Origin of the sequence: Kitasatospora sp. NBC_00070 (assembly GCF_045041205.1) — a bacterium.
In the GTDB taxonomy this organism is placed as follows: domain Bacteria; phylum Actinomycetota; class Actinomycetes; order Streptomycetales; family Streptomycetaceae; genus Kitasatospora.
The window spans coordinates 5259834-5284629 of the sequence record NZ_CP108247.1 but is presented as its reverse complement, the minus strand read 5'-3'; the positions used below and the strand labels follow the sequence as shown (position 1 = coordinate 5284629).

20 protein-coding genes are annotated in these 24796 nt (G+C 72.3%); 6 read left to right on the top strand and 14 right to left on the bottom strand.

Going from position 1 to position 24796, the window contains the following annotated elements; genetic code table 11:
• Window positions 1-2: 2 nt before the first annotated feature.
• Window positions 3-2780, bottom strand: coding sequence for a GNAT family N-acetyltransferase (locus OHV05_RS24100; protein ID WP_405019492.1), 2778 nt, complete (start codon window positions 2778-2780; stop codon window positions 3-5).
• 9 nt (window positions 2781-2789) lie between these two features.
• Window positions 2790-2936 carry a hypothetical protein gene (locus tag OHV05_RS24095; RefSeq protein ID WP_405019491.1) on the bottom strand — a complete coding sequence of 49 codons (147 nt, stop codon included), beginning with the start codon at window positions 2934-2936 and terminating at the stop codon, window positions 2790-2792.
• 93 nt (window positions 2937-3029) lie between these two features.
• On the opposite strand from OHV05_RS24095, the gene OHV05_RS24090 reads away from it, so the two are divergent.
• Complete coding sequence (locus OHV05_RS24090; protein ID WP_403041657.1) at window positions 3030-3308, top strand: HPr family phosphocarrier protein; 279 nt, start codon at window positions 3030-3032, stop codon at window positions 3306-3308.
• 64 nt (window positions 3309-3372) lie between these two features.
• Here the strand turns inward: OHV05_RS24090 and OHV05_RS24085 are convergent, their stop codons facing one another.
• The 4 genes from OHV05_RS24085 to OHV05_RS24070 form a co-directional block, all read right to left on the bottom strand.
• Window positions 3373-4293, bottom strand: a complete 921-nt coding sequence (locus OHV05_RS24085; protein WP_405019490.1) for a glutaminase — start codon at window positions 4291-4293, stop codon at window positions 3373-3375.
• Between the two features lie 51 nt (window positions 4294-4344).
• Window positions 4345-5538 (bottom strand): RtcB family protein, encoded by a 1194-nt coding sequence (locus tag OHV05_RS24080; RefSeq protein WP_405019489.1) that lies wholly within the window; start codon window positions 5536-5538, stop codon window positions 4345-4347.
• A gap of 300 nt (window positions 5539-5838) precedes the next feature.
• Window positions 5839-7224, bottom strand: a complete 1386-nt coding sequence (locus tag OHV05_RS24075) for a M16 family metallopeptidase (RefSeq protein ID WP_405019488.1) — start codon at window positions 7222-7224, stop codon at window positions 5839-5841.
• Window positions 7221-8555: a M16 family metallopeptidase gene (locus OHV05_RS24070; protein ID WP_405019487.1), complete on the bottom strand. Its 1335-nt coding sequence runs from the start codon at window positions 8553-8555 to the stop codon at window positions 7221-7223. Before OHV05_RS24070 ends, OHV05_RS24075 begins: the two co-directional genes overlap by 4 nt.
• A 252-nt stretch (window positions 8556-8807) precedes the next feature.
• On the opposite strand from OHV05_RS24070, the gene OHV05_RS24065 reads away from it, so the two are divergent.
• A complete protein-coding gene (locus tag OHV05_RS24065; RefSeq protein WP_405019486.1) occupies window positions 8808-11261 on the top strand; it encodes a DNA topoisomerase (ATP-hydrolyzing) subunit A in 2454 nt (817 codons plus the stop codon).
• 191 nt (window positions 11262-11452) lie between these two features.
• Entirely contained in the window at window positions 11453-12370 is a 918-nt protein-coding gene (locus OHV05_RS24060; protein WP_405019485.1) for a sucrase ferredoxin, read from the top strand.
• On the opposite strand, the gene OHV05_RS24055 is transcribed toward OHV05_RS24060, so the two are convergent.
• From OHV05_RS24055 to OHV05_RS24040, 4 genes are read right to left on the bottom strand one after another with little or no spacing between them, the layout of a single operon-like run.
• Complete coding sequence (locus OHV05_RS24055) at window positions 12333-13484, bottom strand: hypothetical protein (RefSeq protein ID WP_405019484.1); 1152 nt, start codon at window positions 13482-13484, stop codon at window positions 12333-12335. The genes OHV05_RS24060 and OHV05_RS24055 overlap by 38 nt on opposite strands.
• A 55-nt stretch (window positions 13485-13539) precedes the next feature.
• Entirely contained in the window at window positions 13540-14586 is a 1047-nt protein-coding gene (locus tag OHV05_RS24050) for an ABC transporter substrate-binding protein (RefSeq protein ID WP_405019483.1), read from the bottom strand.
• Window positions 14587-14624: 38 nt separating this feature from the next.
• Entirely contained in the window at window positions 14625-15491 is an 867-nt protein-coding gene (locus OHV05_RS24045; RefSeq protein WP_405019482.1) for an ABC transporter permease, read from the bottom strand.
• On the bottom strand, window positions 15481-16302 hold the full coding sequence (locus tag OHV05_RS24040; RefSeq protein WP_403041629.1) for an ABC transporter ATP-binding protein: 822 nt from the start codon (window positions 16300-16302) through the stop codon (window positions 15481-15483). The genes OHV05_RS24045 and OHV05_RS24040 overlap by 11 nt, the downstream gene beginning before the upstream one ends.
• Window positions 16303-16527: 225 nt before the next feature.
• On the opposite strand from OHV05_RS24040, the gene OHV05_RS24035 reads away from it, so the two are divergent.
• On the top strand, window positions 16528-18108 hold the full coding sequence (locus OHV05_RS24035; RefSeq protein ID WP_405019481.1) for an ATP-binding protein: 1581 nt from the start codon (window positions 16528-16530) through the stop codon (window positions 18106-18108).
• Window positions 18105-18803 carry a response regulator gene (locus OHV05_RS24030; protein ID WP_403041624.1) on the top strand — a complete coding sequence of 233 codons (699 nt, stop codon included), beginning with the start codon at window positions 18105-18107 and terminating at the stop codon, window positions 18801-18803. The genes OHV05_RS24035 and OHV05_RS24030 overlap by 4 nt, the downstream gene beginning before the upstream one ends.
• Here OHV05_RS24030 and OHV05_RS24025 read toward each other — a convergent pair.
• From OHV05_RS24025 to OHV05_RS24015, 3 genes are all read right to left on the bottom strand, one after another.
• Complete coding sequence (locus tag OHV05_RS24025; RefSeq protein ID WP_405019480.1) at window positions 18781-20382, bottom strand: cation acetate symporter; 1602 nt, start codon at window positions 20380-20382, stop codon at window positions 18781-18783. The genes OHV05_RS24030 and OHV05_RS24025 overlap by 23 nt on opposite strands.
• Window positions 20379-20729 carry a DUF485 domain-containing protein gene (locus OHV05_RS24020; protein WP_403041619.1) on the bottom strand — a complete coding sequence of 117 codons (351 nt, stop codon included), beginning with the start codon at window positions 20727-20729 and terminating at the stop codon, window positions 20379-20381. Before OHV05_RS24020 ends, OHV05_RS24025 begins: the two co-directional genes overlap by 4 nt.
• 165 nt (window positions 20730-20894) lie before the next feature.
• Window positions 20895-23006 (bottom strand): type IIA DNA topoisomerase subunit B, encoded by a 2112-nt coding sequence (locus OHV05_RS24015; RefSeq protein ID WP_405019479.1) that lies wholly within the window; start codon window positions 23004-23006, stop codon window positions 20895-20897.
• Window positions 23007-23509: 503 nt separating this feature from the next.
• On the opposite strand from OHV05_RS24015, the gene OHV05_RS24010 reads away from it, so the two are divergent.
• Window positions 23510-23740 (top strand): hypothetical protein, encoded by a 231-nt coding sequence (locus tag OHV05_RS24010; protein WP_403041614.1) that lies wholly within the window; start codon window positions 23510-23512, stop codon window positions 23738-23740.
• A gap of 133 nt (window positions 23741-23873) precedes the next feature.
• On the opposite strand, the gene OHV05_RS24005 is transcribed toward OHV05_RS24010, so the two are convergent.
• A complete protein-coding gene (locus OHV05_RS24005; RefSeq protein WP_405019478.1) occupies window positions 23874-24740 on the bottom strand; it encodes a S1 family peptidase in 867 nt (288 codons plus the stop codon).
• Between the last annotated feature and the right edge of the window lie 56 nt (window positions 24741-24796).

The window sequence follows — 24796 nt, the reverse complement described above, 5'->3', positions numbered from 1 at the left end:
GGTTACAGGGTGCTCATGGCGCGCGGCCCCAGATCACTTCGTACCGGGAGCGGTGCGATCCGCACCCGGGCGGCCAGCACCGCCAACCCGTTCGAGCCCACCACCACCGGTTCCAGGTCCACCGAGGCGACCTCCGGCAGGTCGTCCACCAGCCGGGAGACCCGGAGCAGCAGCTCCTCCAGGGCGGCGGTGTCGACCGGCTCGGCGCCGCGCCAGCCGAACAGCAGCGGGGCGGCCCGGACCTCCCGGATCAGGGCCGCCACGTCCTGGTCGGTGGCCGGGATCAGTCGGTGCGCGACGTCGCCGAGCAGCTCGGCCGGGGCGCCGGCCAGGCCGAAGGACAGGATCGCGCCGACCGCCGGGTCCACGGTGGCGCCGATCACGGTGTCCACCCCGCGCGGGGCGAGCCGCTGCACCACCAGGGCGGCCCTCGCCGCGCCGCCCAGCAGGGCGTCCAGCTCCTGGAAGGCGCGCCGCAGTCCGGGCTCGCCGGTCAGGTCGAGCCGGACGCTGCCCAGGTCGGGACGGTGCCGCAGGTGCTCGGCGGTGGCCTTGAGCGCGACGGGGTAGCCGAGGGTGGCGGCGGCCCGCACCGCGCTCTCCTCGTCGGGGGCGGGCAGCGCGGGGTGCACGTCGATGCCGTAGTGGCCGAGCAGCGCGGCGCCCGTCGCGTCGGACAGGGTGATCCGCGCCCCGCCGGGCTGGGTCCTGGCCGCGACGGCGGTCCTGGTCTGCAGGGCGGCCTCGACCAGGGCGCGGGCCTCGGTCTCGGCGATCCGGCCCAGCTCGGGCACCCGGGCGGTCTGCTCCGCCTCGGCCGTCCGGCGCCGCCAGTCGGCGTACCTGACCGCCTGGGCCAGCGCGTGCACCGCCCGCTCGGGGGCCGGGTAGGCGGGGATGCCACCGGCCCGCAGCCGTTCCGGCAGCTCGGTCAGCGCCAGGTGGGCGAGCAGCAGCGGCTTGCCCAACTCCCGGGCCCGGCCGGAGGCTTCGAGCAGGGCGTCGGCGAACTCGGGCTCGTCCGACCCCAGGTCGGGGGACGGGCCCTGGGCCGCGATCGGCGGGATGGCCACCGCGATCACCGAGTCGATCAGCGGGTCGGTGAGCGCGGTGTCCAGCGCGATCCGGAAGTTCTCGCCGGTGGCACCGGTGGTCAGGTCGACCGGGGAGCGCGGGTGCAGCCCCGCGCTCAGCAGCGCGTCGTGGGTGAGCAGCCCGAGCGAGTCGGAGTTGCCCACCACCGCCACCCGGTCCCCGGCCGGCAGCGGCTGGTGGGCCAGCAGCTCGCCGACGTCGAACAGCTCGGTGATGGTCTCCACCCGGAGCACACCGGCCTGCTGGAACAGCGCGTCCACGGTGGCGTCCCGCAGCCGGCTGGCGGCGGGCTGGACGGCGTGGCCCGGCGGCAGGCTGCCGGTGTGCCTGGCCCCCTTGATCACCACCACCGGCTTGTTGGCGGCCAGCCGGCGGGCGATCCGGGTGAACTTGCGCGGGTTGCCGAAGGACTCCAGGTAGAGCAGCACCACATCGGTGGCCGGGTCCTCCTCCCAGTACTGCAGCCAGTCGTTGCCGGAGACGTCGGCCCGGTTGCCGACCGAGGCGAACGAGGAGATGCCCAGGCCCCGGCGGTGCGCCACCTCCAGCAGGGCGACCCCGATCGCACCGGACTGGCAGAACAGGCCGAACGGGCCGCGCTCGGGCAGGACGGGGGCCAGCGAGGCGTTCAGCGGCTGCCCGGGGTCGGTGTTCAGCAGGCCGAAGGCGTTCGGGCCGATCACCCGCATCCCGGCCGCCCGGGCCTGCCGGACCAGCGCGCGCTGGCGGTCCCGCCCCTCCGGGCCGGTCTCGGCGTACCCGGCGGTGACCACCACCAGGCCCTGCACGCCGTGCGCGCCGCAGTCCGCGACCGTCCCCGGCACGGCGGTGGCGGGCACCGCGATCACCGCCAGGTCGACCGGTCCGGGGATCTCCAGCACCGAGCGGTGGGTGGGCACGCCGTCGATGTCGGTGCCGGGCGGGGCGTTCCGGTTCACCGCGTACACCTCGCCCCGGAAGCCGCTCAGATTGCGCAGCAGCGCCCGGCCGACCGACTGCGGGCCGCGGGACACCCCGATCACCGCGACCGAACGGGGCGTCAGCAGCCGCTGCACCGAGCGGGCCTCGGCGCGGTGCTCGCGGGCCCGCATGACGGCCAGTGAGGAGTCGGTCGGCTCCAGGTCGAACTCCAGGTGCACCACGCCGTCGGCGAAGGAGCGCTGCTGGGTGTAGCCCGCGTCGGTGAAGACCTTCACCATCTTGCGGTTCTCCGGCAGCACCTCGGCGGTGAACCGGCGGATGCCGCGCTCCTGGGCGACCGCGGCGATGTGCTCCAGCAGCGCGGAGGCCACGCCCCGGCCCTGGTGCGCGTCCTGCACCAGGAAGGCCACCTCGGCGTCGGTGCCGGTGGTCGACGGCCGCCCGTCCGGGTCGATCCGGTCGTACCGGACGGTCGCGATGAACCGGTCCCGGACCACCACGGCCAGTCCGACCCGGTTGACGTAGTCGTGGTGGGTGAACCGGCGGACGTCCTTGTCGGAGAGCCGGGGGTAGGGCGCGAAGAACCGGAAGTACTTCGACTGGTCGGAGACCAGCTCGTAGAACTCCACCAGCCGCTCGGCGTCGTCCTCGGTGATCGGCCGGATCCTGGCCGTGCCGCCGTCCCGCAGCAGGACGTCGGCCTCCCAGTGCTGGGGGTAGCTGTGCTCGTCGCCGTGCGGCGCGCGGGGGCCGGAGTCTTCCACAGCGTCAGGTTAGACGCTCGAACGGGTGGTGGAGCCGGTCGCGCGGGTGGGTCTTACGAACTCCTTGCGCCACCCGTCGGCGTGCTCGCGCCGCCGGTCGGCGGCGAGCCGCGTGGCGTAGGGCCGGTCGGCGGGGCAGGGTGGGACCTTGGCCACCAAAGCGTCCCGGGACGGCGCGACCTCGCGGTTTGCGTGCCACAATGGTCTAGACAACATGGCTCCACCAGCACCACCTGAAAGGCACGTCTCATGGCTGAGCGCCGCGTCACCATCGGTTGGCCCGAGGGCCTGCACGCCCGTCCCGCCTCGGTCTTCGTCCGCGCGGCGACCGCCGTCGGCGTGCCGGTCACCATCGCCAAGGAGGGCGGCAACCCGGTCAACGCCGCCTCCATGCTGGCCCTGCTGGGCCTCGGCGCCCAGGGCGGCGACCCGGTGATCCTGGCCTCCGAGGCCGAGGGCGCCGACGCGGCGCTGGACCGCCTGGCGAAGCTGGTCCAGGAGGGCCTGGACGAGCTCCCCGCCGCCTGACCCACCGCCGGAAGGGGTGCACCGGAAGTCTCGGTGCACCCCTTCCGCATGCTCCGACCTCGGCCTAGAACACCGACCACCCGGTCGCGGTGGTCAGCGCGTCCAGTGCCGCCACCCCCAGCACCGAGTTCCCCGCCTGGTCCAGCCCCGGGCTCCACACGCAGACCGCCCCGCGCCCCGGCAGCACCGCGAGGATCCCGCCGCCCACCCCGCTCTTGCCCGGCAGCCCGACCCGGAACGCGAACTCCCCCGCCGCGTCGTACGTCCCGCAGGTGAGCAGCACCGCGTTCACCCGCTTCGCCTCACTGCGGGTCAGCAGCCGCGAGCCGTCCGCCCGCACCCCGTGCGAGGCCAGGAACCGCCCCACCAGCGCCAGGTCCCGGCAGCTGGCGGTGATCGCGCAGTGCGCGTAGTAGTGCGCCAGCACGCTGTCCACCGGGTTGCGCAGGTTCCCGTAGCTGGCGATGAAGTGGGCCAGCGCCGCGTTCCGGTGCCCGTGCCGCGCCTCCGAGGAGGCCACCGCGTCGTCCACCTCGATGCCGTCGTTCCCCGCCTCCGCCCGCAGGAAGTCCCGCACCGCCCCCACCGCGTCCCCGGTCAGCTCCAGCAGCCGGTCCGTCACCACCAGCGCCCCCGCGTTGATGAACGGATTGCGCGGGATCCCGTGCTCGGTCTCCAACTGCACCAACGAGTTGAACGGATTCCCCGACGGCTCCCGCCCCACCCGCTTCCACAGCTCGTCCCCACCCTCCGCGAGCGCCAGGGCCAGGGTGAACAGCTTCGACACGCTCTGCACCGAGAACGGCGTCTCCCAGTCCCCCGCCCCGTACACCTCCCCCTCCACGGTCGCGATCGCCATCCCGAACGCACTCGCGTCCACGGCCGCCAGGGCCGGGATGTAGTCGGCGGGCCGGCCACGCTCGGGCGCGCGCAGGGCGGTGTCCATCACGTCGTGCAGAAGCTGCTGGTAGTCCACAGCGCCCATTCTGAACACGAAAGGGCCGGGGTGCTCTCGCACCCCGGCCCTGACCGTCGGTCAGCCCTTCACGCAGACGACCTGCTTGAGCTGGGCGACCACCTCGACCAGGTCGCGCTGCTGCTCCATGACCTTCTCGATCGACTTGTACGCGCCCGGGATCTCGTCCACGACGCCGCTGTCCTTACGGCACTCGACGCCCTTGGTCTGCTCCGCCAGGTCACGCGTGCTGAACGTCTTCTTCGCGGCCGTCCGGCTCATCTTCCGGCCCGCGCCGTGCGAGGCCGAGTTGAACGCCGCCTCGTTGCCGAGACCGCGGACGATGTACGAGCCGGTGCCCATCGAGCCGGGGATGATGCCGTAGTCGCCCGAGCCGGCCCGGATCGCGCCCTTCCGGGTGACCAGCAGGTCGACACCGTCGTAGCGCTCCTCGGAAACGTAGTTGTGGTGGCAGCTGATCACCTGGTCGTAGGCGACCTTCGCCTTCGGGAACTCGCGCCGGACGATGTCCTGGAACAGCGCCATCATCACCGCGCGGTTGTTCTTGGCGTACTCCTGCGCCCAGAACAGGTCGCTCCGGTAGGCCGCCATCTGCGGGGTGTCCGAGATGAAGACCGCGAGGTCCCGGTCGACCAGGCCCTGGTTGTGCGGGAGCGAGCGAGCGACACCCATGTGGTGCTCCGCCAGCTCCTTGCCGATGTTGCGCGATCCGGAGTGCAGCATGAGCCACACCGAACCGGACGTATCGATGCATACCTCCACGAAGTGGTTGCCCCCGCCCAGCGACCCCATCTGCTGGGCCGCCCGCTCGCGCTTCCACTTCACCTCGCCGGCGATGCCGTCGAAGCGGCTCCAGAAGTCGTCCCAGCCACCCGTCGAGAAGCCGTGCAGCTTCTTCGGGTCGACCGGGTCGGAGTGCAGGCCCCGGCCGACCGGGATGACCTGCTCGATCTTCGAACGCAGCCGGGACAGGTCGTCGGGAAGATCCTTCGCGGTCAGCGAGGTCTTCACCGCGCTCATCCCGCAGCCGATGTCGACGCCGACCGCGGCCGGGCAGACCGCGCCCTTCATGGCGATGACGGAACCGACGGTGGCGCCCTTGCCCAGGTGGACGTCGGGCATCACGGCGAGGCCGTGCAGCCACGGGAGCGAGCTGATGTTGCGCAGCTGCTGCATGGCCTGGCCCTCGACCGTCGAGGGGTTGGTCCACATCCGGATCGGGACCCGGATACCGGGGACTTCGGTGTACGACATGGTGAACGACCTCCAGGGGTCGGCTGGTTCCGAGCTCGGAAAGGGGGTGCCGCGCGAAGCTTCCGGCGTGGCTCGGGGAAGGCGAGGAGCTCGGCTCAGCGAGCGGTACAGGGGAAGTACGGTCGCCTGAGGGAGCTGGTTCGCTCGACCCGCATGGTGACCGCCTCCTCTCCTGTGTGTGGCCGCCCGACCGGGCGACGGGTGCCATCTAGCCACACGCGGCAACACCCCGGCAACGGATTAAACGACGACGGCCCGGCGGAGCTGATGCTCCGTCGGGCCGTCGCGGCACGCGGTGGGTCAGCTGACGACGGTGACCTCGCCGATGCCCAACTCCCTTACCTGGTCCGCGATCACGGTCGCGTCGCCGACCAGCACGGTGACCAGCCGGTCCGGCGGGAAGGCGGCCACCACGGCCGCGGTGGCGGCGGCGGTGTCGAGGGCGGCGAGCTGCCGGTAGATCTCGGCCTGGTAGTCGTCCGGCAGGTACTGCTCGACCTGGTCGGCCAGGGTGGCGGCGACCGAACCGGCCGTCTCGTACTTGAGCGGGGCGACCCCGACCAGGAACTGGACGGCCTCCTCGCGCTCGGCGTCGGTCAGGCCCTCGGCGGCGAGCGTGCGCAGGATGGTCCAGGTGTCGGCCAGCGCGGGGGCGGTGGAGGCGGTGTCCACCGAGCCGCTGATGGCGAGCAGCGCGCGGCCGGAGCCCTCGGCGTTGGAGCGCAGCGGCTGGGCGAAGGCCCGGACGCCGTAGGTGTAGCCCTTCTCCTCGCGCAGCACCCGGTCGAGCCGGGAGGTGAGGGTGCCGCCGAGGCAGTAGGTGCCGAGGATCTGGGCGGCCCACAGCGGGTCGTGGCGGTCGGGGCCGATCCGGCCGATCAGCAGCTGGGTCTGGACCGAGCCGGGGCGGTCGACGATGACGACCCGTCCGGTGTCGTCACCGGTGACCGGGGCGTGCACGCCGGCCGCGGTGGGTGCGGCGGTCCAGCCGCCGAGGGTGGCTTCGAGCAGCGCGCCGAGGTCGAGGCCGGTCAGGTCGCCGACCACCACGGCGGTGGCGGTGGCGGGCCGGACGTGGTCGGCGTAGAAGGACTGGACGGCCGCCCGGGTGATGTTCTTGACGGTGTCGGCGGTGCCGCTGCGCGGGCGGGAGAGCCGGTCGGCCTCCTCGAAGAGGGTGGCGTAGAGCGCCTTGGCGGCGCGGCGGGCCGGGTTGGCCTGCTCGTGCACGATCTCGTCGAGGCGGTTGGCGACCAGCCGCTCGATCTCGTCCTCGGGGAGGGCGGGGGCGCGCAGGGCGTCGGCGAGCAGGGTCAGGCCGCGCTCCAGGCGGGAGGCCGGGACCTCCAGCGAGACCCGGATTCCGGGGTGGTCGGCGTGCGCGTCCAGGGTGGCGCCGGCCCGCTCCAGCTCACCGGCGTACTCCTCGGCGGTGAGGGTGTCGGTGCCCTCGCTGAGGGCGCGGGCGAGGATGTTGGCGATGCCGTCCAGGCCGTCCGGCTCGGCGGCCAGCGGGGCGTCCAACTGGACCTCGACGGCGACCAGTTGCTGGCCGGGGCGGTCGCAGTGCAGCACCGTGAGGCCGTTGGCCAGCGTGGTGCGCTCGGGGGCCGGGAAGGCCCACGGGGTCGGGGTGCCCGCGGTCGGCTGCGGGTGGAAGGTCATGGTGGGGGTGGGGTCGGTCATGCCGCCGCCTCCTCGTCCTCGGTCTCGGCAGCGTCGTCGGTGGTGGTGGGCTCGTACACCAGGACGGCCCGGTTGTCGGGGCGCAGCCGGGCCGCGGCCACCGCCTTGACCTCCTCGGCGGTGATGTCGAGGACCTTGCCGAGTGCGTCGTTGAGCAGCTTGGGGTCGCCGAACAGGACGGCGTAGCGGCAGAGTTCGTCGGCGCGGCCGGCCACGGTGGCGAGCCGGTCGAGCCACTCGCGCTCGATCTGGGCCTGGGCGCGCTCGAGCTCCTCGGCGCTGGGGCCCTCGGCGGCGAACCGGGCGAGCTCCTCGTCGACGGCGGTCTCCACCCGGTCGATGGTGGCGTCGCCGGAGGTCTTGACGTCCAGCCAGCCGAGCGAGGGGGCGCCGGACAGCCGGAGCAGGCCGAAGCCGGCCGCGACGGCGGTGCGGTCGCGGCGGACCAGGCGGTTGTAGAGCCGGCTGGACTCGCCGGAGCCGAGGATGGTGAGCGCCAGGTCGGCGGCGTCGGCCTCCCGGGTGCCGTCGTGCGGCAGGCGGTAGGCGGCCATCAACGCCCGGGAGGGGACGTCCTCCTGGACCAGCTCGCGGATCTCCCGGCCGATCACCTCGGGCAGTGCGCCGTCGCGCGGCGGCTGCTTGCCGTCGTGGGCGGGGATGGTGCCGAAGTACTTCTCCACCCAGGCGATGGTCTGCTCGGGGTCGAGGTCACCGACGATCGAGAGCACGGCGTTGTTGGGCGCGTAGTACGTCCGGAAGAACGCCCGGGCGTCCTCCAGGGTGGCCGCGTCCAGGTCGGCCATCGAGCCGATCGGGGTGTGGTGGTACGGGTGGCCGTCCGGGAAGGAGAGCGCGGTGAGCTTCTCGAAGGCGGTGCCGTACGGGACGTTGTCGTAGCGCTGGCGGCGCTCGTTCTTGACGACGTCGCGCTGGTTCTCCATCGAGGTGTCGTCGAGGGCGGCCAGCAGCGAGCCCATCCGGTCGGCCTCCAGCCAGAGCGCGAGCTCGAGTTGGTGGGCCGGCATGGTCTCGAAGTAGTTGGTGCGCTCGAAGCTGGTGGTGCCGTTGAGGGAGCCGCCGGCGCCCTGGACCAGTTCGAAGTGGCCGTTGTTGGACACGTTGGCCGAGCCCTGGAACATCAGGTGCTCGAACAGGTGGGCCAGGCCGGTGCGCCCCTTCACCTCGTGGCGGGAGCCGACGTCGTACCAGAGGCAGACGGCGGTCACCGGGGTGAGGTGGTCCTCGGAGAGCACCACGCGCAGGCCGTTGGCCAGGCGGTGCTCGGTGATGGCGAGGCCTCGGGTGGAGGCGGGGGCCGGGTTGGCCATGCTGGGTCCTTCCCGTCTTCGAATCGTCGGTCCGGGCGGCTGGATTGCCGTTCCCTCATTGTGGTGCAACGCGTGAGGCGCTTGGATGTGCCCGCGCCAGCAGGGCGTTCGCCACGGGCGGAAGTGGGCTCGTAAGGAGGGGGTTGACCAAGGCTGTCGGTGCGAGGGTCCACAATGGGGGGCGCCGTACCCCAGCAGCCGCCCGGACAGTTACCGAAGTACCCGTCAGAGACGCAAGGGAGCCCCGCCGCGATGGCCCGCCGCAGTTCGCCCACCCCGCCGCCCGGAGACTTCGAGGAGCGCATCCTCGACGTGGACGTGGTGGACGAGATGCAGGGCTCCTTCCTGGAGTACGCCTACTCGGTCATCTACTCCCGTGCTCTGCCCGACGCCCGGGACGGGCTCAAGCCGGTGCACCGGCGCATCCTCTACCAGGCCAACGAGATGGGCCTGCGCCCCGACCGTGCGCACGTCAAGTGCGCCCGCGTGGTCGGCGAGGTGATGGGCCGTCTGCACCCGCACGGCGACGCCTCGATCTACGACTCCGTGGTCCGGATGGCGCAGCCGTTCTCGATGCGGCTGCCGCTGATCGACGGTCACGGGAACTTCGGTTCGCTCGGCAACGACGACCCGCCGGCCGCGATGCGGTACACCGAGTCGCGGCTGACGGCCGCCTCGATGGCACTGGTGGAGTCGATCCACGAGGACACCGTCGACTTCGGGCCGAACTACGACGGCAGCGAGCAGGAGCCCACCGTGCTCCCCGCCGCGTTCCCGAACCTGCTGGTGAACGGCGCCACCGGGATCGCGGTCGGCATGGCGACCAACATGCCGCCGCACAACCTGGCCGAGGTGGTGGCCGCCGCCCGGCACCTGATCAAGCATCCGACGGCGGATCTCGACACCCTGATGCGGTTCGTGCCGGGCCCCGACCTGCCGACGGGCGGCCGGATCGTCGGCCTGTCCGGCATCCGGGACGCGTACGAGTCCGGCCGGGGTACCTTCAAGATCCGCGCCACCGTCTCGATCGAGGCGGTGACCGCGCGCCGCAAGGGCATCGTGGTCACCGAGCTGCCGTTCACGGTCGGCCCGGAGAAGGTGATCGCCAAGATCAAGGACCTGGTCGGGTCGAAGAAGCTCCAGGGCATCGCCGACGTCAAGGACCTGACGGACCGTTCGCACGGTCTCCGGCTGGTGATCGAGGTGAAGAACGGCTTCGTGCCGGAGGCGCTGCTGGAGCAGCTCTACAAGCTGACGCCGATGGAGGAGACCTTCGGCATCAACAACGTGGCGCTGGTCGACGGCCAGCCGCTGACGCTGGGCCTGAAGGAGCTGCTGGAGGTCTACGTCGACCACCGCTTCACGGTGGTCCGGCGGCGCAGCGAGTTCCGGCGGCGCAAGCGCCAGGAGCGGCTGCACCTGGTCGAGGGTCTGCTGGTCGCGCTGGTCGACATCGACGAGGTGATCGCGATCATCCGGTCGAGCGAGAACGCGACCCAGGCCAAGGAGCGCCTGATGGAGCGCTTCTCCCTGTCGGAGACGCAGACCTCGTACATCCTGGACACCCCGCTGCGCCGGCTCACCCGGTTCGACCGGGTGGAGCTGGAGGCGGAGCAGACCAAGCTGCTCTCCGAGATCGCCGACCTGACCGAGATCCTGGAGTCGGACAGCAAGCTGCGCACCGTGGTCTCGACCGAACTCGGCGCGGTGTCGAAGCAGTTCGGCACCGAGCGGCGGACGGTGCTGCTGGAGGCCGGCGCGGTGCCGACCGCCACCCTGTCGGTGCCGCTGGAGGTCGCGGACGACCCCTGCCGGGTGCTGCTCTCCTCGACCGGGCTGCTGGCCCGGCTGGCGGACGGCGAGCCGGTCGAGCTGTCCGACTCGCGGGCCAAGCACGACGTGGTGGTCTCGGCGGTGTCGGCCACCGCCCGGGGCGACGTGGGCGTGGTGACCTCGACCGGGCGGGCGCTGCGGCTGCCGGTGATCGACCTGCCCGCGCTGCCGCCGTCGCCGACGCTGTCGTTGGCGGGCGGGGCGCAGGTGAGCGAGTTCCTTCGACTGGAGGACGGCGAGCGGGTGATCGGGCTGACCACGCTGGACGAGTCCTCGCCGGGGCTGGCGCTGGGCACCGTGCAGGGTGTGGTGAAGCGGGTGGTGCCGGAGTGGCCGGCCAACAAGGACGAGTTCGAGGTGATCGCCCTCAAGGAGGGTGACTCCGTCATCGGCGCGGTCGAACTGCGCACGGGCGAGGAGGACTTGGTCTTCATCACGTCCGACGCCCAGCTGCTGCGGTACCCGGCGGGGCAGGTCCGTCCGCAGGGCCGCCCGGCGGGCGGCATGGCGGGGGTGAAGCTGGCGGACGGCGCGCGGGTGCTCTCGTTCACGGCGGTGGACCCCGCGGTGGACGCGGTGGTGGTCTCGGTCGCGGCCGCCTCGGCGACGCTGACGGGTGGTGAGCACACCAGCTGGAAGGTCACGCCGTTCGAGCAGTACCCGCGGAAGGGGCGGGCCACGGGTGGGGTGCGGTGCCAGCGCTTCCTGCGCGGTGAGGACGCCCTGGCCTTCGCCTGGGCGGGCCCGGCTCCGGCCCGCGCGGCCACGGCGGCGGGGGCTCCGGTCTCGCTGCCCGAACGCGACCCCCGCCGGGACGGCTCCGGCACCCCGGTGACGGGCACCATCGCGGTAGTGGCGGGGCCGGCCTCGTAGGCAGGTGCTCGGGCACCTACGGTCCAGGGGCTCGGGGAACTGCGAGGAGGTCCGGCGTTCGGGTCACTACGAAAGTGCCTGACCACCTACGCACGCGTGACCTTGTACGAGGTCGGCGTCGCAGTTCCCCGAGCCCCTGACCGTAGATGCTGAAGCGCCTGCGAATGGCGGCCGAAGGTAGCCTTGCCTGTGTGAGCACCTGTGCAACGTTGTCGCGCGAACTGACCGAGCCGCTGGCTGCCACCGCGGCGACGGCGGCGACCTGGCTGCTGGTGGAGCAGGCCGGGCCGTGGGGCGCGAAGGCGCTGACCGAGAGCCACCTGGATGCCGGGGTGGGGCGGGCGCTGGACGCTGCCGCGGCGGGTACGGGGGTGCGGGTCGCGCTGATCCGGCGTCCGGGGCGGCATGCGGACTGCCTGCCGACCGCCCGGCACGAGGTGATCGTCGCGCACACGGCGCCGGGCGGCTCCTGGGTGCGGCGTACGGCGGTGACCGACCCGGCCGAACTGCTCGCACTCGACTTCGCCGCGCTGGGCGCGGGCGTGCACGGCAGCTTCGGCGCCGAGCACCGGGGCGACCCGCTGGCGCTGGTGTGCACCAACGGCCGACGGGACCGCTGCTGTGCGCTGCTGGGTCGGCCGTTGGCGGCCGAGCTGGCGGCGGCCGGGCATGCCGAGGTGTGGGAGGCCACCCATCTGGGCGGGCACCGGTTCTCCCCCACCATGCTGGTGCTGCCGTTCGGGTACGCGTACGGGCGGCTGACGCCGACGGGGGCCAAGGAGGTGCTGGCGGCGACCGCCGCCGGGCACACCGTGACGGAGTGGTCGCGCGGCCGCTCGTACTGGGACCGGCCGGGCCAGGCCGCCGAGCAGGCCGTTCGGGTGCTGACCGGGGAGACGGCCGCCGACGCGCTGACCCTCACTCAGCAGGAGACCGCCGAAGCCACCTGGTCGGTGACGGTCCGGCACACCGACGGCCGCCGTTGGCTGACCGAGGTGGTGCAGGGGGTCAGCGAGCCGCCCCGCGCGGAGAGCTGTGGCAAGAGCCCGGCCACCCCGGCCCGGATGGACGTCAGTTCACTGCGCGAGCTGACCGTGGCTCAGGTCTGAGCCGGTCGGCCAGGGCGCAGGCCGACGTCGTCACGACGAGCAGGGCGAGCATCGCCCGCAGCAGGGCGCTCTCGTAGTAGACGTCGAGGACCAGCCGCACCGCCAGGTACGCGGCGGCCAGTCCGGCCGCCCCGCCGAGGGCGAGCGGGAGCAGCGCGTCCCGGACCGGCCGGTGCCACAGGGCGACCGCGCCGACCGACAGGGCCCCGGCCGCCGCGAGCAGCAGGGTGCCGAAGTCGGCGCTGTAGCGGATCGCCAGCGCCGGCACCAGGAAGAGCGTCAGGGACCGGCGCAGCACCGCGTCCAGAGCGGCCAGGTTCGGGCCCCCGGCCGGGCGGTCCGGCTGCCACCGCGCGGTGATCGCGAGCACCGCCAGGGCGAGCAGCAGCTCGGGCCAACGGGCGCCCAGGTGGCCGAGGTTGTAGAGCAGCGCGGTGTCGTAGACCACCATGACGAGTTGGCCGACGGCCCAGAGCGAGGCGGCGAAGAGCAGCAGTCCGGCCACCCCGGGCTCCCGGTCGGCACCCCGATCGCGCCGGGCGAGGGCGGTCAGCAGCGGTGCGGTGAGGAGCGCCGAGACCGCTCGGACCGCCAGGTCCTGGCCGGTCCAGGGGTTGTGCAGGCCCCATTCGACCGCCCCGAAGACCACGGAGTAGGAGAGCACGGCCGACCACACCAGCGGGCGGGAGCCGAGCACCGTCCGGTACAGCGCGGGGCTGAGCCGGCGCAGCACGGTGCCGTACGCGAGCAGGACGAACGGCAGTTCCAGGAGGGCCTGGACCCGGAGCACGGTGGGACCGAACAGCGTCGGGGCGGGCAGGTGGTCGGCGATCAGCCGCACCGGCGGGTTGCCGTCCGGCTGGTCGAACCAGCCCGGCGGCAGGTACCGGGTGACGAACGTGACGTCCCCGCCGTGCACCCGCAGCAGGTAGGCGGCGCAGAGCAGTTGGTTGAGGTAGACCAGGCCGACGACCCCGGTCAGCAGCACCTCCGGGATGACGGTGCGTCCGGTTCCGGGCGGGACCGCGTGGCGCGGCAGCCGGGGGCCGAGCCGAAGTCCGGCGAGCACGGAGGCGGCCACGGCCGTGTCGACCAGGACGGTGGTGGTGGTCATGCGGACGAACGACAGCCCCGGCGCCGGAGCGGCCGGCACCGGGGCTGAGCGGGGGTCAGCCCGCCTTGCTGACGAACTCGGTGGTGTAGGTCCTCGCCAGGTCGATCGAGGCTTCCTTGCCCTTGACGTCCGGGTGGAAGGCGGTGAGGACGGCGAGCACGGTCTTCGGGCCCTCGGGGGGCATCACGCCGTCGGTGGTGAACATCGGCAGGGTGGCCTTGATCGCCTCGGCGTACTGCTCGGCACCGCCCTGGGCGTAGTCGGCCGGCATCTGGGCGGCGATCTCGGCGGGGGTGTGGGTGGACATCCACTTGAGGGTCTTCACGAAGGCGTTCGCCAGCTTCTGGGCGGTGTCCTTGTTCTTCTCGACCCAGTCGGTGTTCATGTAGAGCGAGGAGGACGGGTAGAGCCCGCCGAGCGCGGCCTTGGAGCCTTCGGGGGTGCGCAGGTCGTAGAGCACGGTGCCGAGGTTCTTGGCCAGGATGGTGGCCACCGTCGGGTCGGTGGTCATGCCGGCGTCGATGCTGCCCTGCTGCATGGCGGCGATGAAGGTCTGCCCGGCGCCGACCGCGATCGGGCTGAACTCGCTGACCGCGACGCCGTTCTTGACGGCGAGGTACTTGGTGAGGAAGTCGGTGGAGGAGCCGACGCTGGTGACGCCGAGCTTCTTGCCCTTGAAGTCCGCGCCGGTCCTGATCGCGTCGGCCTGCTTGGCGGAGACCACCTCGACCTCACCGGGGGCCTGCGAGAACTGGACCACCGACTCGACGTTCTTGCCCTTGGCCTGCAGGTCGATGGTGTGGTCGTAGAAGCCGACCGCGCCCTGGACGTCCCCGGCGAGCAGGGCGGTGGTGGCGTTGACGCCGGCCGGTTCGGTCAGCAGCTCGACGTTGACGCCGGCCTGGGCGAAGTGGCCGAGCCGCTGGGTGAGCATCGCGGGCAGGTAGATGACCTTGTCCAGGCCACCGACCATGATCTTGACCTTGGGTCCTTCGACCTGCTGCCCGGCCTCGGCGTGGGTGGAGGAGGCGGCGTCGTTCGCACAGGCGGTGAGGAAGAGGAGCAGCGCGGCGGCGAGGGCTGCGGCGGCGGTTCTGCGCATGGGGGATCTGCCTGTCTCTGCGGGTGGGTGAGGGAGGGTCAGCGGCCGTCGCCGGAGTCGGCGGGCTTCCAGCGGAAGAGCCGCTTCTCGGCGGAGGTGAGCAGGCCCTCGGTGAACAGGGCGACCACCGCGAGGATGGTCATCGCGGCGTACACCCCGGCGGCGTTGAAGGTGCCCTGGGCGGCCGCGACCAGCAGGCCAAGGCCCTTGGTGGCGCCGATGTACTCGCCGACGATGGCGCCGATCAGGGCGAAGCCGAAGCTGACGTGCAGGCTGGTGAAGATCCAGGTGGTGGCGGCCGGGATGACCACCTGGAGGGTGAGCCGGCGCTGGTCCGCGCCGAGGATGCGGGCGTTGGCGATCAGGTTGCGGTCCACCTCGCGGGCCCCCTGGAAGGCGTTGAAGAAGACCGGGAAGAAGACCAGCACCACGGCGGAGGCGACCTTGGAGGCCGGGCCGAGACCGAACCAGATCAGGAAGATCGGGGCCAGCACGATCCGCGGGATGGCGTTCAGGACCTTGATGTACGGGCCGAACACGTCGGCCAGGAAGCGGATCCGGCCGAGCGCGATGCCCAGCAGGACGCCGCCGGTGACCCCGATCACCCAGCCGGTGAGGGCCTCGTAGAGGGTGTAGCCGATCTGCTCGCCGAGCGAGCCCTGGGCGGTGCCGTGGGTGACCCACTGCCAGATCTGGGCCCAGATCCTGGACGGCTGGGAGAAGTTGAACGGGTCGATGACCTCGGTCCTGGCGCACAGCTCCCAGAGGCCGAGGAAGGCGACCAGGACCCCGGCCCGGGCCCCGTACACGGTGAACCTCCGGTTCCGGGCGGCCCGTTCGCGGGCGGCGGTGCGGGTGACGACGGGTGCGGCGGCCGGTGCGGCGGCAGCGGTCTCAAGCGGCATTGCCCGCTCCTCTCTCCCGGGTGATCCGGACCTCTTCGCCCAGCGACGCCCAGATCTCGCGGTAGAGCTCGACGAAGCGCGGTTCCAGCCGGACCGCCTCCACGGTGCGCGGCCGGGGCAGGTCCACGGTGAAGATCTCCTTGACGGTGGCGGGGCCGGCCGTCATGACCACCACCCGGTCGGCGAGCGCGATCGCCTCGTCCAGGTCGTGGGTGACGAAGACCACCGAGGAGCCGGTGCCCGCCCAGAGTTCGAGCAGCTGATCGGACATCAGGGCCCGGGTCTGCACGTCGAGAGCCGAGAAGGGCTCGTCCATCAGCAGGATCTTCGGGTCGTTGACGAAGGTCTGGGCGAGCGCGACCCGCTTGCGCATGCCGCCGGAAAGCTGGTGCGGGTAGCGGTCCTCGAAGGCGGCCAGACCGACCCGGGCCAGCCAGTCGCGGGCCCGCTCACGGGCCTCGGCCACCGGGGCGCCGCGGAACCGGGGGCCGGCCATCACATTGGAGAGCACCGTCCGCCAGGGGAAGACGGCGTCCTGCTGGAAGACGAAGCCGACCTGGCCGTTGATCCCCTCGACCTGCTCGCCGTGCACCCGCACCTCGCCCTCGGTGGGCTCCTCCAGACCGCTGACCAGGGTCAGCGTGGTGGACTTGCCGCAGCCGGTCGGGCCGACCACCGCGACGAACTCGCCCGGGGCCACCGTCAGATCGAGGTCCCGGACGGCGGTGTGCAGGGTGCCCGAGGGCGTCCTGAACCGCTTGGTCGCACCGGTCAACTCGATCGCCGGGGCTGTGTCTGTCAGCCCGCTCATCTCCACCTCCGAGCTCCCGGCGCCGTCGCCGGGGTCTGTGTCTGCCCCGGAGGTTAGGAGTGGCGCGGGTCACGGCGGCACCCTTGCGGGCGTACTGCGGCTTCCCGGCGTTGAGGGCTGTTCTGCTCCTTTTGCTTCCGCTACAACAGCGGAGCGGGGGCTGACAGAAACACCGGGGAAACATATGGTGTCGATCCCACCCGAACCGTCAGGAAGGAGACCCGCGTGAGACGCCCGCACTGGCCGCGCCGGGTCTTCGCCCAGCTGCTGCTGAGCCAGACCGTGGTCACGGTCGGGGTCACCGCCGTGACGGCGGGTCTGTTCCTGGCCCCGGTGAGCCGGGAGCTGGACCACGACGCCAAGCAGCGGGCGCTGTCGATCGCCCAGTCCACCGCCGCCGACGAGGCGATCGTCCGGGCCGCGGCCGATCGGGACGAGGTGGCCGCGCAGCGCAACGCCGAGCAGATCCGGCTGGCCACCGGCGCCAGCTTCGTGGTGGTCACCGATCTGGACGGCATCCGGCTCTCGCACACCGACCCGTCGAAGATCGGCTTCCGGGTCAGCACCGACCCGGAACCCGCGCTGCGCGGGGAGAGCGTGACCGCGATCCAGCAGGGCACGCTCGGCCGGACGGCCCGGGGCAAGGTGCCGCTGAGACTGGCGGACGGCCGGATCGTCGGCGAGGTGTCGGTCGGGATCAGCGACCTCTCGATCCGGCGGCGGCTGCTCAGCATGGTGGCGGGCATCCTGTTCTGCGCTGGTACGGGCCTGGCGGCCGGGCTGCTGGCGACCCTGGTGCTGGCCCGGCGGCTGAAGCGGCGCACCCACAACATCGTGATCGCCGACATCTCCGCCCTGCTGGTCGAGCGGGAGGCGATGCTGCACTCGATCCGGGAGGGCATGGTCGCGCTCGACCGGCGCGGCCGGGTCCGGCTGGCCAACGACGAGGCGGTCCGGCTGCTCGCCCTGCCGGCGGACTGCACCGGGCGGGCGATCGACGAGCTGCTGCCGCCCGGCCGGCTGGCCGAGGTGCTCACCGGCCGGATCGAGGGCACCGACCTGCCCGCCGTCCGGGACGACCGGGTGCTGGTGGTGAACCGGATGGCCACCGAGCACGAGGGCGCCGTGATCACCCTCCGGGACCGGACCGAACTGGAGGCGCTGGTGCGGGAGTTGGACAGCACCCGGACGCTGACCGAGGCGCTCAGGGCGCAGGACCACGAGCACGCCAACCGGATGCACACGCTGCTCGGGCTGCTGGAGCTCGGCCGCCACCGGCAGGCCGCCGAGTTCATCTCCGAGCAGTCGGGCTCGCACGCGGCGGTCGCCGCCGGGATCGCCGAGCAGGTCCAGGACCCGCACGTGGCGGCCCTGTTGGCGGGCAAGGCGGCGGTCGCGGCCGAGCGCGGCGTCCGGCTGGAGATCACCCCGGACAGCCATCTGCCGGACGCGGCGGTCGACCCGCGCGCGCTGGTGACGGTGCTCGGCAACCTGGTCGACAACGCGCTGGACGTGCTCTCCGGCGGGGTGGTCGCGGTCGGCCTGCGGGTCTGCGGCGACGCCCTGCTGATCGAGGTCGCGGACAGCGGCCCCGGCGTGCCGGTCGAGCTGCGGGAGTCGATCTTCGAGGAGGGCTGGACCGACAAGACCGCCCCCGCGCACCGCCCGCGCGGCCTGGGCCTGGCCCTGGTCCGCCGGCTGGTGGAACGGTCCGGCGGGCAGGTGACGGTCGATCAGGGGCCGCTCGGCGGAGCGCGTTTCAGTGTCGAACTGCCCGAGGCGCTGCACCCGGCGGTGACCGCGTGATCGACGTACTCGTGGTGGACGACGACTTCCGGGTGGCCGACGTGCACGCCGCCTACGTGGCCAAGGTGCCCGGCTTCCGGGTGACCGGCCGGGCGCACAGCGCCGGGGCGGCGCTGGCCGCGCTGGAGCGCACCCCGGTCGACCTGGTGCTGCTCGACCACCACCTGCCGGACGAGACCGGCCTGGCCCTGGTCCGCCGGATGCGGGCGGCCGGGATCGGCTGCGACGTGATGATGGTGACGGCCGCCCGGGACGTCTCCACCGTGCACGCCGCGATGCAGCACGGCGCCCTGCAGTACCTGGTGAAACCGTTCAGCTTCGCCGGGCTGCGGGAGAAGCTGGTCGCGTACGCCGAGCTGCGGCACGCGCTGGCCGGACCGGCCGCCCGGGAGACCTGCCAGGACGAGGTGGACCGGATGTACGCCACCCTGCGCAGCGCCGCCGCCCCGCCGAGCACCCTGCCCAAGGGCCACTCGGCGCCCACCACCGACCTGGTGCTCGGCGTGCTCCGCCGGGCCGGCCGCCCGCTCTCCGCCCAGGAGGTGGCCGACGACACCGGGCTGAGCCGCTCCACCGCACAGCGCTACCTCAAGCAGCTGGAGCGCGACGGCCGGCTCCGGCTGAGCCTGCGCTACGGCGACACCGGCCGCCCCGAGCACCGGTACGTCCTGCCTACGCCGCTCCCGCCCCGGTGAGCGCGCGGACCTCCAGCTCCGCGTACTTGTCCGGGTCGGCGGCCTCCCGGGAGGTGACGGTGCCGAGCCAGCCGGCCAGGAAACCGAGCGGGATGGAGACCAGGCCCGGGTTCTCCAGCGGGAACCAGTGGAAGTCCGCCCCCGGGAAGACCGCGGTCGGCGAACCGGAGACCACCGGGGAGAACAGCACCAGCACCACGGCCGGCACCAGCCCGCCGTAGACCGACCAGACCGCGCCCCGGGTGGTGAAGCGGCGCCAGAACAGCGAGTAGAGCAGGGTCGGCAGATTGGCCGAGGCGGCCACCGCGAAGGCCAGGCCGACCAGGAAGGCGACGTTCAGCCGCTGGGCGTACAGGCTGAGCACGATGGCCAGCGCGCCGATCACCACGGCGGCGATCCGGGCCACCACCACCTCCTGACGCTCCGTCACCGGACGCCCGCCCTCCCGGCGCCAGGCCCGGGCGAACAGGTCGTGGGCGAAGGCGGCCGAGGAGGCCAGCGTCAGCCCGGCGACCACCGCCAGGATGGTGGCGAAGGCGATCGCCGAGATCAGCGCGAACAGCAGCACCCCGCCGATGCTGCCCGCTCCCCCGCCGAGCGCCTGGGCCAGCAGCGGGACCGCCGTGTTCCCGGCCGGGTTGGCGGTCCGGACGGCGGCGCTGCCGACCAGGGCGGCGGCGCCGAGGCCGAGCACGATGGCCATCAGGTAGAAGCCGCCGATCAGCCCGATCGCCCACATCGTGGAGCGGCGGGCGGCCCGGGCGGTCGGCACGGTGTAGAACCGGGACAGGATGTGCGGCAGCCCGGCGGTGCCGAGCACCAGGGCCAGCCCGAGCGAGAAGAAGTCCAGCCGACTGGCCGCCCCCGTCCCGTACTTGAGACCGGGCTGGAGGAACGCCTCACCCGCCCCGCTGCCCCGGGCGGCGGACCGCATCAGCTCGGCCAGGTCGCCGTGGAAGCGGACCAGCACCAGTCCCGTGAGCAGCACCGAACCGGCCACCAGCAGCACGGCCTTGACGATCTGGATCCAGGTGGTGGCCTTCATCCCGCCCACCGTGACGTAGACGATCATCAGGGCACCCACCCCGACGATCGCCCAGGTCTTCGCCGAGCCGTTCCCGGTGCCGAGCAGCAGGGCCACCAGGCTGCCCGCGCCGACCATCTGCGCGACCAGGTAGAGCAGGGTGACCACCACGCTGGCACTGCCCACCGCGCCCCGGACCGGCCGCTGGCGCATCCGCAGCGCCAGCACGTCGGCCAGCGTGTAGCGGCCCGCGTTCCTGACCAGCTCGGCGACCAGCATCAGCACCGCCAGCCAGGCGACCAGGAAGCCGATGCTGTAGAGCACGCCGTCGTAGCCGTAGAGCGCGATCAGGCCGGTGACGCCGAGGAAGGAGGCGGCCGAGAGGTAGTCGCCGGAGAGCGCCAGGCCGTTCTGCAGCGGGCTGAACTCCCGGCCGCCGGTGTAGAACTCCTCGGCGGCCTGCCCCCGGCGGCCGGCCCACAGCGTGATGCCCAGGGTGACCAGCACGATGACGGCGAACAGGACCACGGCCAGACCGTGTCGGGCACTGTTCACCGCAGTTGGTCCTGGGTGTCCCAGCGCAGCTCCAGGGCGGCCGCGTCCCGGCCGGCCCGGGCGTTCCTGGCGTAGAGCCAGGTGAGCACGAAGGTGGAGGAGAACTGCAGCAGGCCGAACACCCAGGCCACGTTCAGCGGACCGGCCACCTGCTGCCTCATCAGGCCGGGGGCGGCGGTCTGGGCCACCAGGTAGAGCAGGTACCAGCCGAGGAAGCCGGCCGTGGCCGGGAACACGAACCCCCGGTAGCCGCGCCGGATCTGCTGGAACGCGTCGCTCTCCTGGACCGTCCGGTACACCTCGGCCCGGCCCACGCTCTGCTGGGGTGCGATCTCCTGTTGGGCCACGGCTGCTCCACGGTCGGCATCGGCACCGGAGGGCGAGCCTCCGGTCACCTGGACCGCTCCAGCATGGAACCCCCGCGGAGCCGTTCGCGGTGGCTTTGCAGATACGTTCACTCAAACAGGTGAGCCCCCGTCGACCGACGGGGGCTCAGCTGCGATCGAACAGGGTCAGGCGTCGATCCGCGAACGGTCCATGGTGGCCGCCGAGTCGACGATGAACTCCTTGCGCGGCGCCACGTCGTTGCCCATCAGCAGGTCGAAGACCCGCTCGGCCTGCTCCAGGTCCCCCAGGTTGATCCGCCGCAGGGTGCGGTGCCGCGGGTCCATGGTTGTCTCCGCCAGCTGGTCGGCGTCCATCTCACCGAGACCCTTGTAGCGCTGCACCGGCTCCTTCCAGCGCATCCCCTTGCGCTGGAACTCCAGCAGGGTGGAACGCAGTTCGGCGTCGGAGTAGGTGTAGTGGTACTTCTCCTGGCCGCGCTTGGGAGCGGTCAGCTCCGTCCGGTGCAGCGGCGGGACGGCGGCGAACACCCGGCCCTGCTCCACCATCGGGCGCATGTAGCGCTGGAACAGCGTCAGCAGCAGGCAGCGGATGTGCGACCCGTCCACGTCGGCGTCGGCCATGAAGATCACCCGGCCGTAGCGGGCCTGGTCGATGTCGAAGGTCCGGCCCGAACCGGCTCCTATCACCTGGATGATCGAGGCGCACTCGGCGTTCTTGAGCATGTCGGCGACGGACGCCTTCTGCACGTTCAGGATCTTGCCGCGGATCGGCAGCAGCGCCTGGAACTCCGAGTTGCGGGCCAGCTTGGCGGTGCCGAGCGCCGAGTCGCCCTCCACGATGAAGAGTTCGCTGCGCTCGACGTCGTCGCTGCGGCAGTCGGCCAGCTTGGCCGGCAGCGAGGAGGTCTCCAGCGCGGTCTTCCGGCGCTGCGCCTCCTTGTGCTGACGGGCCGCCACCCGGGTCCGGGCCGCCGCCACCACCTTCTCCAGCACGGCGCGGGCCTGGAGCTTCTCGTCCTTCTTGGCCGAGGTGAGGAAGGCCTTCAGCTCCTTGGCCACCACCGCCGCGACGATCCGGTTGGCGGCCGAGGTGCCGAGCACCTCCTTGGTCTGGCCCTCGAACTGCGGCTCGGCCAGCCGGACGGTGACCACCGCGGTCAGGCCCTCGGTCGCGTCGTCCTTGGTGATGTCGTCCTCGGCGACCCGGAGCAACTTGCCCGAGCGCAGCGCCTCGTTGACCGTCTTGGCGAGCGAGCGCTCGAAGCCGGTGACGTGGGTGCCGCCCTTGGGGGTGGCGATGATGTTCACGAAGGAGCGCAGCGTGGTGTCGTAGCCGGCGCCCCAGCGCAGCGCGATGTCCACCCCGAGCTCGCGGGTGACCTCGGTCGGGGTCATGTGACCGAGCGCGTCCAGCACCGGGACGGTCTCCTTGAAGCTGCCCTCGCCGTGCAGCCGGAGCACGTCGCAGACCGGCTTGTCCGGCGCCAGGAACTCGCAGAACTCGCTGATCCCGCCGTCGAAGCGGAAGGTCTCGGTCTGGACCTTCTCACTCTCCGTCAGGCGCTCGTCACGCACGATGATGGTGAGGCCGGGGACCAGGAAGGCGGTCTGCCGGGCCCGGGCGTGCAGGTTCTCCAGCGAGAGCCTGGCCTCCTTGAGGAAGATCTGCCGGTCGGCCCAGTAGCGGACCCTGGTCCCGGTCCTCCCCTTGGCGACCTTGCCCTTCTTCGACATCCCGCTGCCCGCCTCGAACGGGGCGTCCGGGCTGAGCTCGGTGAAGATGCCCGGCGTGCCGCGCCGGAAGCTGATCGCGTGCACGTGGCCGCCCCGGTCCACCTCGACGTCCAGCCGCGCGGAGAGCGCGTTGACCACCGAGGCGCCGACGCCGTGCAGGCCGCCGGAGGCGGCGTAGGAGCCGCCGCCGAACTTGCCGCCGGCGTGCAGCTTGGTCATCACGACCTCGACCCCGGAGAGCCCGGTCTTCGGCTCCACGTCGACCGGGATGCCGCGGCCGTTGTCCTTGACCTCGACCGAGCCGTCCTCGTGCAGGACCACCTCGATCCGGTCGCAGTGGCCCCCGAGCGCCTCGTCCACCGCGTTGTCGATGATCTCCCAGACGCAGTGCATCAGGCCGCGGCTGTCGGTGGAGCCGATGTACATGCCGGGGCGCTTGCGGACCGCCTCCAGCCCCTCCAGGACGAGCAGGTGCCGAGCGGTGTAGTTGGAGCCGTCGTCTCCGGCCAGCAGGGCGGACGACGCGTTCGGATCGGCGCTCACTCGGTGTGCACTCCTCAATGACGTTCTGACTCGTCTGACTTCCGGCCCGGTGCTTCCCCGGCCGGCCCCACAGTGTTCCCAATGCCTGAGACACATCGGAGACGGCCTGCGCAGCTTGTACGCGCTGCGCGAACAAGGTCTGCGCCGGATCCGGGGTCACCGGAGCGCCATCTCCTCCTGCCACCACGGGTCCTGAAGGACCGTCGCCCGGGGACCAGGCGGTGGAACAGGCGATATGCAGGCTACCGGTGTCGGGGACGGGGCTTATGCTCCAACCCAGCAGAGGATTATGCTACGCGGACCTCGACCCCCGACCGATCGGGAGTTCGAGCCAAATGGCGAGTCCTGGGATTCGGCAGGCATGAACCGCCGACGCCTTGGGCACGTCCTCAGCAACAACACAGCAGAATCCTCAGAGAAGAAAAGCCACGAGCGGGAACGTTTTCGGCCTGGTTGGATGTTGACCCTGGTACGACAGCTCGTCGAGCTAGAGAAGAGGCGACGTGACTACTGTTCTGACCCCTGCGAGCCCGCTCACCGCGGCCGACCGCTGCGACCGCTGCGGCGCCCAGGCCTACCTGCGCGTCGTACTCGCGAGCGGCGGAGAGCTGCTCTTCTGCGCCCACCACGGGCGGAAGTTCGAGCCCGAGCTCAAGAAGATCGCGTCCGAGATACACGACGAGAGCGGCCGCCTCACGGAGCCGAGCACCAACGCCTCGGAGGACGAACGCTGAGTTCGCCGCTCGCACAGGCGAGCGCGCAGAGCTGACCGACGGAGCCGGGCGGCCCACCCCTCGCGGGGCGGGCCGTCCGGCTCCGTCGCGTCTCCGACGCCCTGTCACCTGACGAGGTGTCGGAGCGTGTCCGTCAGAGCACGGAGCGTACTGCGTCAGAGACCGCGGCCACCCTGGTGTAGACCCCGGGGTACCTCGGGTCGGCGCAGCCGGTGCCCCAGGAGACCAGCCCGACCAGCCTGCCGTGCACCACCAGCGGGCCGCCGCTGTCGCCCTGGCAGGCGTCCTTGCCGCCCTTCTCCTCGCCCGCGCAGACCATCACGCGCGGGTCGTAGGCACCGTCCTCACCGTGCGAGTACGCGTGGCCACAGGTCTCGTCCGAGACGATCGGCACCTGGACCGAACGCAGTCGCGTGGAGTAACTCCCGTTGCCCTTGGTGTCACCCCAGCCGTAGACCGTCGCCGGGGTGCCCGGTGCGTACGGCTCGTTGTCGCCCTGCCCGACCAGCTCGATCGCCGGGCGGCCGCCCTGCGTCTCGGCCAGCGTGAGCACCGCCACGTCGTTCAGGTTCCGGGAGAAGTCGTACTCGGGGTGCACCCAGATCGCCTTCACCTCGACCTCGCGGCCGGCCCGGCCGCTCAGGTCGTCCCGGCCGATCACCGCCCGCAGACCGGGCCGCTTCACCTGGTGACCGGTGCTCTCGTCGAAGAAGCAGTGCGCGGCGGTGACCACCTTGGTCGGCGAGACCAGCGCGGCGCCGCAGAACTGGCCGGAGCGGGCGTTGCCGAACTGCTGGCGGCTCGCCAGCGCGACCATCCAGGGCAGTTGCTGGGTGCTGACCTCCTGGCCGCCGACGATCCTGCGCTGTGCCTGGGCCGGCGTGGCCGCACCGAGCGCGAGGAGCGAGGTCGGCAGGGTGGCGAGCAGCGCCAGGGCGATCCCCCGGCGGTGGCGCCGGGCGGGCGGCGGGGTCGGGCGGGCGTCCAGAATGGGCGGCACCGGATTCTCCAAGCTGGTCGGCGGCAGCAACCGGCACAGCGTAGTGGAACGATCAC